Raw genomic sequence first — 12,924 nt, forward strand, 5'->3', positions numbered from 1 at the left:
GACCGTGACTATGGAACAAAGCCCCGAATATCTGATACCTGAGGGGGATCTCCCACCAGGACATCACCCTTCCCCTGGTTTCAGACCTGGCCGTGACATTTGGTCCGGCGGCCCGCCGCCCGATCCCGAAGAAGAAACGACTCGACCACGAGGGACCCGATTAATAGGAGTTGACGCTGCACGTGGTTTCGCGCTCTTGGGGATGATCGCGGTACATACCTATCCGGCTTATAACACAACGACCAATGACCCTAGCCTGGTCTGGTTCCTCTTCTCTGGAAAATCATCCGCTCTGTTTGCGCTATTGGCTGGAATCAGTGTGGCGATGATGAGCGGATGGCAGACTCCGCTGAACGGCCGTCGATTAGCAGCAAGCAGGGTCTCTCTTGCTGTTCGCGCTCTGCTAATCCTCATTCTCGGATTGGGTATTAATCAGTTAGAGCCACTGGTGTTCAACATTCTCCCCTACTACGGCCTGTACTTTCTGTTGGTCATTCCTTTCCTCCGGCTGGGCCCGATTCGGCTGTTTCTTGCTGCAGCTGTCACCGCTGTCATAGGTCCACTACTTATTCATTTAATAAACAGCAGAGTCGACTTCACTGCAGTTTTGCTGCCCAGCTTTTCAGATCTGATTATGCAACCCGGTGCCACCTTTTTGACACTGCTAGCAGGCGGAACTTTTCCGGCTTTGTCTTGGATGGCTTACCTCTTCCTAGGAATGGGACTAGGTCGGTTGGATCTGGGCAGCCTAATTAACCAAATTCGATTGCTTGCTTCAGGGCTTGGTCTCGCTTTCCTCGGGGCCAGTACCTCAAGTGCCCTGTTCAACAATGCAGGCGGTTGGAGAAATCTCTTGACTGCTCCCGCTGGCTGGAACAAGGATGAGATCATTGAGATTGATCGATTTGGCCCACCAGATGATCAGCCCCTACCAACGGATAGCCTCTGGTGGCTAGCCGTGGATGGACCGCACACCAACACACCGTTGTCCCTATTGGTCAGCGCGGGATTCGCACTAGCAGCACTAGGCGGATTCCTGCTGTTAGCTAGAGCTTGGGAGCAGATACTGGTGCCCCTAGTATTCATGGGCTCAATGACGCTGACTCTCTACTCAACTCACTTGGTCTTTATCACTTATGCCACCACTGAACCGTTTTCCACGTTCTGGTATCTCTTGCAAATCGTTGCATCCGTGGTCTTCGCCATCGTCTGGTCTAAGACCTTCGGCCGAGGGCCGCTCGAACGATTAGTCACTGATATTTCGAAAAAGACTTCCGCGCTATTGATTGGCCCTCCTAGCCGCAGTCGCCACCGGCGAAAAGGCTAAGCATGCCTCGGCGAAACGAAGACAATCCTCGCAGCGGTCTTCAACTCTTTGGACTCGCACAACCTCCATTCATAGCGGAGGTCTAGAGTAGTTTTCTGTGACTTCCACACTGCTTGATCCCCACCCGCGCGAACAGATCACCCGCAAAGCGCTCATCGTGTGGTTGGTCGCCGTACTTGTCTACGCTGTGGCAATTACCGGACGAACCTCTTTCGGCGTCGCCTCAGTTGACGCCATCGATCGTTTCGACGTCGATGCCTCCCGCATAGCGGTGTTCACCACCGTCCAAATCGGTGTGTACGCCTTTGCCCAGATTCCGGTCGGTATTCTCATCGATCGTTTCGGCCCTCGACGACTTCTGGTCATCGGCGCCGTCATCATGGCGCTAGGCCAGGTAGTTCTGGGGTTTACTGAATCCTATTGGGTAGCGATCGGTGCTCGGGTGCTCATCGGTGGCGGAGATGCCACCGCGTTTCTGGCAGTCATGCGGATCCTCCCCTATTGGTTCCCGTTGAAAAAGACCCCACTGTTTACCCAGATGACGGCAGCTATTGGCCAGTCTGGCCAATTCCTCTCTGCCGTGCCATTTTTGGCTATGTTGCATTGGGCAGGCTGGACTCCTGCTTTCCTCAGCCTCGGAGCACTCGGGCTAATCGTAGCTTTGGCTGCGAGCGTAGCTATCGCAGATTCTCCAGAATCATGGGCAGCATCGCAGTCGGATGAAGATCACGATCCAGCCGAAGACACAAAGGACAAACAGCAAGATTCGATCCCGATTGCTACTTTGCTTCGAACAGTTGCTAAAGAACCGTTGTGCTGGCAGGGGTTTTTCAACCACTATTCTTCGATGTTGCCGCAGATTGTGTTCACCCTGTTGTGGGGTGTGCCGCTGATGACGCTCGGAATGGGGTTATCGCCCTCAACCGTTGGTGTGGTGCTGACCATCAACGTGATTTCGTCGATAGTAGCGGGCCCCATCTTGGGTCCAATTTCCGCACGACTGGGAACCAACCGAGTGGTCGCCGCGATCGTCTTCGCAGGATCGATCGGCACGGCTTGGATCATTTTCTTCCTACCCGCTGAGCCTCGCGGAGTAACTGCAATCATCGTGGTCAACATCATCATGGCGTTGTTTACCCCGACGTCCAATTTCGGCTTTGATGATATCCGGGTGGGATTGGACCGCCGGATCGTAGCCACTGCCACCGGTATGGCGAACATGGGAGGCTTCTTTGCCGGTATGTTCGCGGCCCAAGCAGTCGGCATTCTCCTTGATTATTCTTCTCAAGGCCGAGACTACGAATGGGCGGACTTCCGATTGGCGTGGTGGGCAGTCACTATCACCTGGGCCATCGGCATGATTGGACTAACAAGCTCTCGCATTATCGTCGCGCGAAACCGTGCTAAGGCGCTAGCTGCTGGAGGTGGCCGGCAGGTTCGCATCGTGGATTCTTCAGAAGATTAGTCGATCTAGGAGAAGACACTTTGCCAAGACTGACCTAGGCAGATAGGCCTAGGTCACTTGTCCAGCATCTCCCCGAGTTCCACTCCAAGCCCGATCCCAGGCGGTTCCGATTCTTCAGGATTAATTCCTCTGACTGCTTGCACTGAAGGCTCAATCGAGTGAGCTATGGCTACCCCGCTGGTTAAGGGTAGAAGTGTCAGTGCAGTCGCTGCCAGAATCTGACGAGTCTTCCTTCCAGGTTGCATAATGGCAACCCTAAGTCAATGATCTGCACTTCCCTGGTGATCTTCCTGGCAGAAGCTAGTTGGATCCGCGCGGAGGATCCTGCCGGTTGGTGAGTATGTCGATGACGCTGCGTAAAGCTGCGTCTCCGATTACTTCACCGCCACTGCGCTCAAAGCGACTCCGTGGGTTAGCCGTAGAGCTATGTGAGCCTTGTTCATTATCGACGACCTCCGATACAGGGCGTTCACGGGGCAATCTGGCCTCGGCAGTAACCACCAAAGTGCTGCCCTCGAGCTGGAGGGAAACCAGATCATCGACGCCGGCGGTTTCGGCGGCGTCGACAAGCGCACGCAGGTCAGCGAACGTCCCGTTGTTGAGATCAATGGACAGAGAAACGGCCATGAAAGATGCTCCTGACTGGAAGGTGTTGTTCGGTGCCTCGCCCAGCCTAGGCGGAAAACTCCATCTGCCTACCACCCTTAGGTGGCTACCCTGACCCCATCTAGGTCTCCCTCAAATTAAGGCTCGAGGGTCCTTTCCCCCCAAAAGACCTCATCGACGACTTGTCGAGCCTTGCGGGTGATCTTGAGATACGCCTCCAAGAAGCCCTGAGAATCATCGGGATCCCATCCTGCAGCACCCGCCACCTGAGCCAGAGCAGGTCCAGGATTTGGCAGCTGATCCGTGCGGCGGCCGCGAACTAAGACCAGCGAGTTTCTGGCGTTGGTGGCCATCAGCCACGCTTCACGCAGAGTATCGACCTGCTCTTGGGTAATAATTCCTTCTTTACTGATGACCTCCAAGACCTCGAGAGTAGAGGTGTTGTGCAAAGCCGGGATTTCATGAGCGTGCATCATAGTCAGAAGCTGCGCGGTCCATTCGACATCAGCCAGCGCACCACGCCCGAGCTTGGTGTGCGTATTTCGATCGGCGCCATGCGGAAGGCGCTCGTTGTCGATTCGCGCCTTCATCCGACGAATCTCGCGGATTTGAGACTGCGTCGCTCCTCCCTTTGGGTAGCGGAAGGTATCAATCATCCGCAGGAATTTCTCGCCCACCTCGTCATCACCGGCAACGGAAGTAGCACGTAAGAGGGCTTGGATCTCCCATACTTCACCCCATTGACTGTAATAACGCTCATAGGATTCGATCGTGCGCACCACTGCTCCGGAGCGACCCTCTGGGCGCAGGCCTAGGTCGACTTCCAACGGCGGATCCCCGGAGGGTTTGGATAGCCGCGCTCGCATCCCCTCACAAATTGTGATGGCCCATTGAACAGCTGCGTGATCATCGACTCCTGCGGCAGGTTCGCAGACAAACAGCACGTCGGCATCGGAGCCATAACCTAGCTCCGCTCCACCGAGTCTGCCCATGCCGATGATGGAGATACGAGCCGGTGGTTCCTCAAGACCGTTATTCTTCAAGCTCGCTCGAACTTCCGCGAGGAGGCTGGCTTGCAACACGGCATCCCAGACCAAGGAGAGCTCCATACACACCTGACCCACCGGCATAAACCCAAGTAGGTCTGCCGCCGCGATCCTGGCTAATTCAACTCTTCTTAGCGAACGTGCCACCGCGACTGATTTGTTCGGATCTAGATGCCTCTTGGACGAAGCCACCAGTGCTTTGTTGACTTGGTCGGGAGCAGTTTCCATGACTTTCGGCCCGGTAGCGCCATCACCGAGCTGTTTAACGAAATCTGGGGAGGAGATGATTAGTTCCGAGGTATAAGGAGACGTACCCAAAATAGACATCAGGCGCTGCCCAACCACGCCCTCGTCGCGGAGCATGCGCAAAAACCATGCCCGGTCATGGGCAGCATCGGAGAGTTTGCGGTAGTTGAGCAACCCTGCATCTGGATCCGCGGTCGTTGACAACCAAGTCATCAACGTCGGCAGCAGCATCGCCTGCAACTTCGATTTCCTAGTCGCACCAGATGCAAGTGCAGTCAGATGCTCGAAAGCACGCACTGGATGTCGGTAGCCTAAAGCTGCCAGCTGCAGCTTCGCTACCTTCGGAGACAAGGTAATTTCGCCAACCGAGAGATTGACCACGGTATGGAGCAATGGACGGTAAAACAGCCTGGAGTGCAGGTCGGAGATCAGCAAGCGGATCCGACGCAAGTGCTGAGACATGACTTCAACAGCCGAGTGCTTTGCATTGGCCGAGAATCCACTGGTTCGTGCCAACCAAACTAGATTGCGCTGATCATCGGCATCAGGCAGGGTGTGTGTTCGCCGAAGTCGATGCAGCTGTAGTCGATGTTCCAACAACCGGAGGAATTCATAGGCTTCAATGAGTTGCTGCCCATCGTCTCGACCGACATAACCGCCCTCAACCAGTGCGTTCAGGGCACCGACGGTAGAGAGCACTCGGAGCGATTCATCGGAACGACCGTGGACGAGTTGGAGCAGCTGCACGGCAAACTCAACATCTCGCAGACCGCCTGTACCTAATTTAAGCTCACGTGTACGTAGTGATTCGGGGACATTTTCCAGCACTCGACGACGCATCGCCTGCACATCAACAACGAAGGAATCGCGTTGCGACGCCGTCCAGACCATCGGAGATAGCTTTTCCCAGTAGGCCTGAGCTAATGGCAGGTGACCAGTCATCGGACGGGCCTTCAACAATGCTTGAAATTCCCAGGTCTCAGCCCACCGCCGATAGTAGGAATAGTGACTATCGAGGGTACGTACTAGTGCGCCGGATTTTCCTTCGGGACGCAAGTTGGCATCAACTTCGAAGAAGGCCTTTGAACCGATACGGATGAACTCACCAGCCAGTCGGGTGGCCCGGGGGTTGACAGGTTCTGCAACGAAGATCACGTCAACATCAGAGATATAGTTCAGTTCCCCAGCGCCACACTTGCCCATGGCCATGATCCCTAGCTGGGTATCCACGTCTTCCTCGCCGTAGACTCCCGCCACTGCCAACGACAATGCCGCGGTGAGCGCAGCATCAGCCAGCGAAGTCAGCAGGCCAGTAACGGTGACAAAAGGTACCTCAGTTTGCTGGTTATCAGCAGTGCGGTGCGAAACATAAGTACCAGCCAAGTCATAAGCAGCGATCCGCATGATCAGCGTCCGATAGGTCAACCGCAGTGCAACACCAGCTTCAGCCCCAGTAAGCCGTGCCCGATAGGTCCCTGGCGTAGAAAGATCCGTCGAGGCAGTGTCCTCGCCTCGATCGATGACCGTGGGCTCTGCTTCTTGGTCGACAGCTACCACCGCGGGCACCGCATCAACGCAGCCAAGCATCTCTTGCATAAGTTCTCGCGAGGTTGGCAGTTCATTGGTCAGTTCCCGCCACAGGTGGGGATTAGCTGCCAGATGATCGCCGAGTGAGGTTGAGCCTCCAAGCAACGCGAACATTCGGATCCGGAACGCGGAATCGCTGCGGAAGGCGCGGTCGATGTCGTCGCGTTCATCGCCCAGTGCCGTCATCACACGAATAAGTGTGTTCAACGCCAGGTCTGGATCACCGACGCTGGATAGCGCCCACAACAAATCTATGGACTGCTCATTATTCCAGCCCAACCACGCCAGATCTTCGGCTGCACGGGGTCCAGTAAGTCTGAGTACCGCCGGGGAGGGGACCTTCGGGCGATGGTTTGGGACAGACATGATGATGAGAGGCTCCTTCGTCCAGTGGTTATTAGTAGTCGAGGGTGTTTCGCAGCTCCCAGGAGGTGATCTGCTCCTGGTAGTTGTGCCACTCTTTCCACTTGGTCCGCAGGAAGTACTCGTAGATCTGCTCACCCAAGACATCGGCTGCAAACTCAGACTTTTCCAACAGGCGCAGTGCCTGGTCAAGGGAAGCTGGCAGATCTTCGTAGCTCATAGCCAAACGTTCACGTCGAGTCAGCAAAGAGATATCGTCTTCTGCTGGTTCATCAAGGACATACTCTTCGCGAATGCCCTTAAGCCCAGCGGCCAGAATCAGCGAATAAGCCAGGTAGGGGTTACACGCAGAATCTAGGGAACGAACCTCCACCCGGCGCGATTCGGCTTTGTTGAGCCGGTAGGTAGGTACCCGAACCAAGGCTGAACGGTTGGATATCCCCCACGTTGCTGAGATGGGTGCTTCGTTGCCAAAGACTATGCGCTTATAGGAGTTAGGCCACTGGTTGGTGACCGCGGAGATCTCCGGCGAATGCCGGAGCACACCGGCGATAAATTGGCGGCCAGTTTGAGACAGTGAGATCTCATCGTCCGGGTCATGGAAGGCATTGGTATCTCCTTCGAACAAGGAGATATGAGAGTGCAAGGCCGAGCCTGCTTGATGCGTAAACGGCTTGGGCATGAAGGTTGCCCGCACTCCGCTGTTGACCGCTACCTGCTTAATCAGGAAGCGGAAAGTCATCAAACTATCTGCCATGGTCAACGCGTCGGCATGGCGCAGATCAATCTCTTGCTGACCTGGTGCTGCCTCATGGTGGGAAAACTCTGTGGCAATACCCATTGATTCCAAGGCCACCATGGCCTCGCGACGAAACTTGGGGACGACGTTGTTCGACGATTGGTCGAAGTACCCGCCGGTATCAGTCGGTTCCAAACAGGTGATGTCAGCATTCTGCTTGATCAAATAGAATTCGATCTCTGGGGAGATCATGCAGGTGAATCCTTCATCGGCGGCCTGCCGAACCTGCTTCCTGAGCACCTGCCGCGGATCGGAGAGGGAGGGATGTTCATCTGGTGTGGTGATGTCACAGAACATCCGAGCAGATTTGATCTCTGGGTTGTTCGCATCAAAAGGAAGAACCTGGAAAGTGGATGGGTCTGGAAGCGCGATGATGTCAGATTCAGCTACCCGGGAGAAACCCTCGATAGAGGAGCCATCAAAACCGACGCCCTCATCAAAAGCGTTCTCTAGCTCGGAGGGACTCATCACTACCGACTTGAGGTAGCCAAGGATGTCGGTGAACCACAGTCGGATAAACCGAATGTCATGTTCTTCGACGGTGCGCAGCACGAATTCTTGTTGGCGGGTCATACAAACAACACTAGCGGCGCAGCGACGTCTTCGAGTCGCTCTGGGGTCTGATTCCGCTGGAGTTGTCCAAGTTTTCTGCAACCAGCCCTCTCCCTTAGCCATGGCCATGTCAGGTGGGTGTGATCAACTGTGAGCACATCAAGAAAATCGCACATACTTGCTAATTGAAAGGTAGGCCATGCCGCACTCCTACACGCTCATCCCCACAGCCTCACACGCTGATGGCGCGATCTCGCCAGGACCGAGTGGCCCCCAAGATTCCCATCATGTTCCCACCGAGGTCCTCCTAGCGGCAGCAGCTCTCGGGTGGACTCCTAATGATCTCCGCCATCTATTGGGGAAGAGAGCATGTCACTTTCCGTCAGAAGCCTGCAGCCAGATCGTCTCGGATGCCACCGCTGAAGAACCTATCGCCCGAGCTTGGCTGCAACAAGGGCAGCGAACCGGAGAAGAGATCACTCGTCCAGTTGGAATCCAGCCACTCATTGACCGCCTCCGCGAGTTACCGAGGCTGCGGGATGCCGAGATTTTCACCGAGGATCTATCTTGGGTACCACAGCGAACTCCGCCAGAGACCAGGTCATATTCCAGGTCGTTTCAGCGCATTGAGAAATTATTATGCAAAGCCGAGTCGAGCACATTTGAGGCCGAGTCTCTGGCGTTGGTGGCCAAAGCTCAACTACTACGGCACCGCTATCTTTCCTATGAGCCTGCTGACACCGCTTCATTAGTGTCGATGCGGGTGCGCCTTCAAGCACCATGGATTAAGCATCAATTCCTGCTGCTAGCTAATATCGCGCCCTCATATTCTTGCAGCACGGTACTCATGACCCGCAGCGGCATCGCTTGTCTGATTGGGCACCCAGAAGATGTCGAGCATTGTAGGAGGCTATTTAGCAGTCTCAATCGACAGCGATTGGCGTTTCTCCCAACACATACGTCGGATTCTGGCACGCCCTCTCGCGGCCAAGTCGCTGCCTATCGGGGAGCATTTTTTCATGCCTACGCCGAGCGGATCGGAACCTTATTATCTAGCAGGCAACCAGCCAGACAGCGCGCCCGTAGATTGGCCTCCCAACGCCACACTATTGCCACCAATTACGTGTTCGCCAAGTTCCACCGAACCCGTGCCTTAGGATTTCATCATCGGGATTCTCAGGGACTAGTTGATGGCCTGACGGCTGCTGAACAGTCGAATTTCAGGCCGGAATTAGCAGCGCTTCTTGGGACTCCACAATCTCCCGAAGAGCGGGAGCCGAGTCGATGCCCCGAGGGTAGACTGAGATCACAATCCGCATGATTGACCAATCCCGACAGGAGTTCTTCAGTGAGCACCCGTAGCTTCCTTGAAGTCGAAGCCAAGTTTGCGGTGGCCGATAGCGCCATCGTCCCCGACCTGACCCGACTAGCTGGTGTGGACGGTGTCGTTTCAGCCACGACCCACCATCTCTCTGCAATTTACTACGACACCGAGGATCTCCGACTTACCCGATCAAAAATCACCCTCCGACGCCGGGAAGGCGGACACGATGCCGGTTGGCATATTAAACTGCCGGGTTCTGCGGGTCGGGTAGAGATTCAAGCTCCCATGGGCGAACCTGTCGATGGTTTTTACCAGGTTCCTGAAGACTTACTCTCCGAGGTGCGGGCACTAGTACGAGGCAAACCGCTGGCTCCGATTGCCCAGGTCGATAACGCGCGGGTGGAATCTACTCTGGCAGGAGCAAATGGTTCCCCGGTCGCTGAATTCTGCGATGACCACGTCACTGCATGGTCGCTCCTGCCCGGTGGCACCCAGTCGTCATGGCGGGAATGGGAGATAGAGCTCGCAGGTGAGACTACGGGCACCGAACTCGGCACCGATTTGATGACTTCGGCCACCGCGTTGCTGCTCAGCGCCGGTGCGCGGGTGTCGTCTTCCCCGTCAAAACTTGTCATGGCGCTGGGAGACTCAGCCAATAATGCTCCGCTTCCGCCATTCCAAGTCGAACCAGACATAGCTGGTGATTCACCAGCCGCTGCAGTGATTGCCGCATTGACACTCAACCGAGACAAACTGCTGAAATATGACCCGATAGTCCGTCGCGATGAATGGGATTCCATCCATCAAATGCGAGTGGCCACCAGGGAACTACGTAGCCATATCGAGACGTTTAACGGAATCCTCGGCGGACAAGAGCTTGAGTACATCGAGTCCGAGCTCAAACTGCTGGCGAAGATGTTGGGACATGCTCGAGATGCAGAAGTCGTTGAGGAGAGATTTCTCAGTCTGCTCGATTCGGAGGACTCAGGAGTCTTAGACGAGGACACCAAGGAGCACCTGCGCCATGACATGGGGGCGGAGTACCGACGGGCCCACCGTCGAGTGATCGCCACTCTCAATTCCGAGCGTTACCTAGATCTCCTCGACGCCATTGATCATCTCTTGGCGCATCCCCCCGTGGTCACGATCGCTCCTACCGCAATTGAGCCAGAGCCCGAGGCCGGGCCTGAGTCTCAGTCTGAGCCCGAATCGGACTCTGCTGATGTTGCTTCGACTGATACCTCCGAGGCAACGGTCGAAGATGAAGCCACCCCTGCGTCTGATGTCGAGGAGACCGCCGAGGAGACCGAGGAGCAGGCGCCCAGTGAGCAGACTGCAGCCACGGAGCCAGAGAAAGCAGGAGAAGCAGAGCCTGCCCACGCCTCATCTCAGTCTCCCGCCCAGGTCGAGGAGCTACTATCAGAGCACCTCGATGAAGCCTATAAAAAACTCCGCAAACGCCACCGCAAGGCCGTGAAGAATTGGAGCAACCGCGAGTTAAGCCTGCATGAGCGGGAGGACTTCTTCCATGACATGCGTAAATCCGCTAAGAAGCTGCGTTATGCCGCAGAGGCCGTCGGCGCAGCCACGGAGCTGAAAACGAAACGGCTATACAACTCCTGCAAGGCCATGCAATCGAGCCTGGGAGATTTTCAAGATTCGGTGACTTCCCGCGATCGGTTACTCCAATTGGCAGATCATGCTCACCGTCGCGGTGAAGATACCTTCGGCTACGGCGTCCTCTATCAGCGTGAACGCATGATCGGCCTGCGTGCCTTGGATGATTATGCCAAGGAAGCCGAAGCGATCGAGGCTGCCTACGCGCGGCTGCTGAAATCGCTCAAAAACAGCCGCAAGGGAAAAGGAAAGAAGAAGTCTAAAAAGAAGTAGGCCACTGGCTCGGTCACCGCGAACGTAGACAGCTACTGTGCATACAACAGTAGGTCTGTCCGCTCAGTGGCCTACCAGGCAGCTGGTTTGCCCCAGTCATCGTCTTCGGACTCTGCCGCATCGATGTCAGCATTGCGTTTCGCGGCAATTTTTAGTGCGCTAGCGGCATCTTCGCGGGTGTCATATGGACCCATCCGATTGGCCCAGGAGCTTTTCTTTCCTTGGTCAATCTCTCCGGTGGTTGGGTTGAAATACCATTTTTGTTCATTGCTGCTCATGTGTTCTTCCTCCAGCCATGATCTGTGGTTGCCCCATCCAGGCTACTCGTGCTCCCACACCGGGGAGGCGGCTAAAGTAAAGCGGATACCTAGCAAGAGTATTGAGCCTGCTTCGCAAACCAGTGATCGCTAAGGAGACCTAAGAAAATGCCGATGTGGCCCAGCAGTCAGGCCCCCGCACTCGAACGGGTGCTCAGCATCCATCAGGAAAACACTGGGGTTGCGGCTACTCAGGCAGCGGATGCACCTGCAACATGGCTGCTATTGGGCGAGCACGTTGACTACGCTGGTGGGGTCGTGCTCATTTCACAAGCCGCACCTCGAGTAGCAGTTGCCTATTCTCCCCGCCAAGACGATCTGGTGAAGGTGACTCGATACGCTACCGGCGTCGACGGAATATCAATGACCACCGACAGCGTCAGCATCAGGGACGTGGCTGAGCGCGCTGCCGAGCAACAACCTACCGTCGATGAACGTGGGCGCTTGGTAGTCCCGCCGACGCCGGAAGGTGGTCTAGCTGCTCGGTTGAGTGGCATCGCGTGGACCATGATTCACCGGCAATTGCTGACCCGGGAGACCGCGGGCATGGATGTCACTGTGGTCGATGACATCCCCCAAGGGGCGGGTTTGGGAGCTGAAGCAGCCCAAGAGGCAGCTTTCGCCTTGGCACTGCAGGGTTTTGCCGAGGGACTGGATCTGGCCCCAACGCGCACTCGCCTGGCTGAGGTATGTGTGCAATCGGCGGAGATGTTCGCCGCCACTCCTCCGCTTCGAGCCCGCTATACCTGCGCACTTCGCGGTTCAGGTGAGACCATCAGCGTGATCGACTATGCCGACGGTTCGCTTACTCAAGCCCCGCTCTTGCAAACCTCAGGGATCGACTTTTTCGCCATTATGGCCCCCGGCACCCACACCAACGCTGACGAAGAGATCCGCCGGCGGCGGCGCTTCCTGGCCACTGCGTGTCAGGCCTTCGGCACGGAGTCATTACGGCTGCTTCCGGATGCCCCTCAACGCGTCTTAGAGTGGCTGCGAGCTGTCCATAAAGTCCATGGCGAAGCGGACTCCCCGAGTCTCAAAGAAGCCGGAGCGTGGTTGTCATTCCATGAGGAGGAAACCCTCCGAGCTCGGCGCCTAAGCCAAGCGCTGCGTTCGCGGCGGCTTCCGGCGATCTGGCCGTTGATTGCACAATCTCAATCGGAATTAGTCGGCAAATATGACCTTCACGGGGCCTCGGAGCTGGCCCAGCTATGCCTGGAACGGGGAGCACAGAGTGCTCGATCTGCTGCGGCAGGGTCGTCAACTGCGGTAATCACGGGCGTCGATAAGCATCATGCCGCGAACTTTGCCGCCGATCTCTCCGCTGATGGCCTACTCGTGATCAAGTTGGAAGCAGGCGAAGTAGCAGGGCTGGCAGAAATTTCTTAAGCGCCTTCCCGAG

Annotated in this window: 9 protein-coding genes; 5 read left to right on the forward strand and 4 right to left on the reverse strand. The window is 56.1% G+C overall.

Annotation, left to right across the window (positions count from 1 at the left end; genetic code table 11):
- Nucleotides 1-10 precede the first annotated feature (10 nt).
- The gene (locus C5L39_RS04120; RefSeq protein WP_123047589.1) at nt 11-1,327 is read left to right on the forward strand and encodes a heparan-alpha-glucosaminide N-acetyltransferase domain-containing protein; all 1,317 of its coding nucleotides are present in this window, start codon (nt 11-13) and stop codon (nt 1,325-1,327) included.
- A 97-nt stretch (nt 1,328-1,424) separates the two neighbouring features.
- Nucleotides 1,425-2,792, forward strand: a complete 1,368-nt coding sequence (locus tag C5L39_RS04125) for an MFS transporter (protein ID WP_123047590.1) — start codon at nt 1,425-1,427, stop codon at nt 2,790-2,792.
- Nucleotides 2,793-3,092: 300 nt separating this feature from the next.
- Here the strand turns inward: C5L39_RS04125 and C5L39_RS04130 are convergent, their stop codons facing one another.
- From C5L39_RS04130 to C5L39_RS04140, 3 genes are all read right to left on the reverse strand, one after another.
- Nucleotides 3,093-3,419, reverse strand: coding sequence for a hypothetical protein (locus tag C5L39_RS04130; RefSeq protein WP_123047591.1), 327 nt, complete (start codon nt 3,417-3,419; stop codon nt 3,093-3,095).
- 116 nt (nt 3,420-3,535) lie between these two features.
- Nucleotides 3,536-6,643: a bifunctional [glutamine synthetase] adenylyltransferase/[glutamine synthetase]-adenylyl-L-tyrosine phosphorylase gene (locus C5L39_RS04135; protein WP_123047592.1), complete on the reverse strand. Its 3,108-nt coding sequence runs from the start codon at nt 6,641-6,643 to the stop codon at nt 3,536-3,538.
- 31 nt (nt 6,644-6,674) lie between these two features.
- Nucleotides 6,675-8,012 carry a glutamine synthetase family protein gene (locus C5L39_RS04140; RefSeq protein WP_123047593.1) on the reverse strand — a complete coding sequence of 446 codons (1,338 nt, stop codon included), beginning with the start codon at nt 8,010-8,012 and terminating at the stop codon, nt 6,675-6,677.
- A 178-nt stretch (nt 8,013-8,190) separates the two neighbouring features.
- Here C5L39_RS04140 and C5L39_RS10950 point away from each other — a divergent pair, with 178 nt between their 5' ends.
- Together C5L39_RS10950 and C5L39_RS04150 are read left to right on the forward strand one after the other, a co-directional pair.
- Nucleotides 8,191-9,312: a DUF2786 domain-containing protein gene (locus C5L39_RS10950; protein WP_123047594.1), complete on the forward strand. Its 1,122-nt coding sequence runs from the start codon at nt 8,191-8,193 to the stop codon at nt 9,310-9,312.
- A gap of 27 nt (nt 9,313-9,339) precedes the next feature.
- Nucleotides 9,340-11,205: a CHAD domain-containing protein gene (locus tag C5L39_RS04150; RefSeq protein ID WP_123047595.1), complete on the forward strand. Its 1,866-nt coding sequence runs from the start codon at nt 9,340-9,342 to the stop codon at nt 11,203-11,205.
- Nucleotides 11,206-11,276: 71 nt separating this feature from the next.
- On the opposite strand, the gene C5L39_RS04155 is transcribed toward C5L39_RS04150, so the two are convergent.
- Complete coding sequence (locus C5L39_RS04155) at nt 11,277-11,483, reverse strand: hypothetical protein (protein WP_123047596.1); 207 nt, start codon at nt 11,481-11,483, stop codon at nt 11,277-11,279.
- Nucleotides 11,484-11,630: 147 nt separating this feature from the next.
- On the opposite strand from C5L39_RS04155, the gene C5L39_RS04160 reads away from it, so the two are divergent.
- Nucleotides 11,631-12,911 carry a galactokinase family protein gene (locus C5L39_RS04160; RefSeq protein WP_123047597.1) on the forward strand — a complete coding sequence of 427 codons (1,281 nt, stop codon included), beginning with the start codon at nt 11,631-11,633 and terminating at the stop codon, nt 12,909-12,911.
- Nucleotides 12,912-12,924 lie beyond the last annotated feature (13 nt).

This window comes from Corynebacterium alimapuense (assembly GCF_003716585.1).
Lineage (GTDB): Bacteria > Actinomycetota > Actinomycetes > Mycobacteriales > Mycobacteriaceae > Corynebacterium > Corynebacterium alimapuense.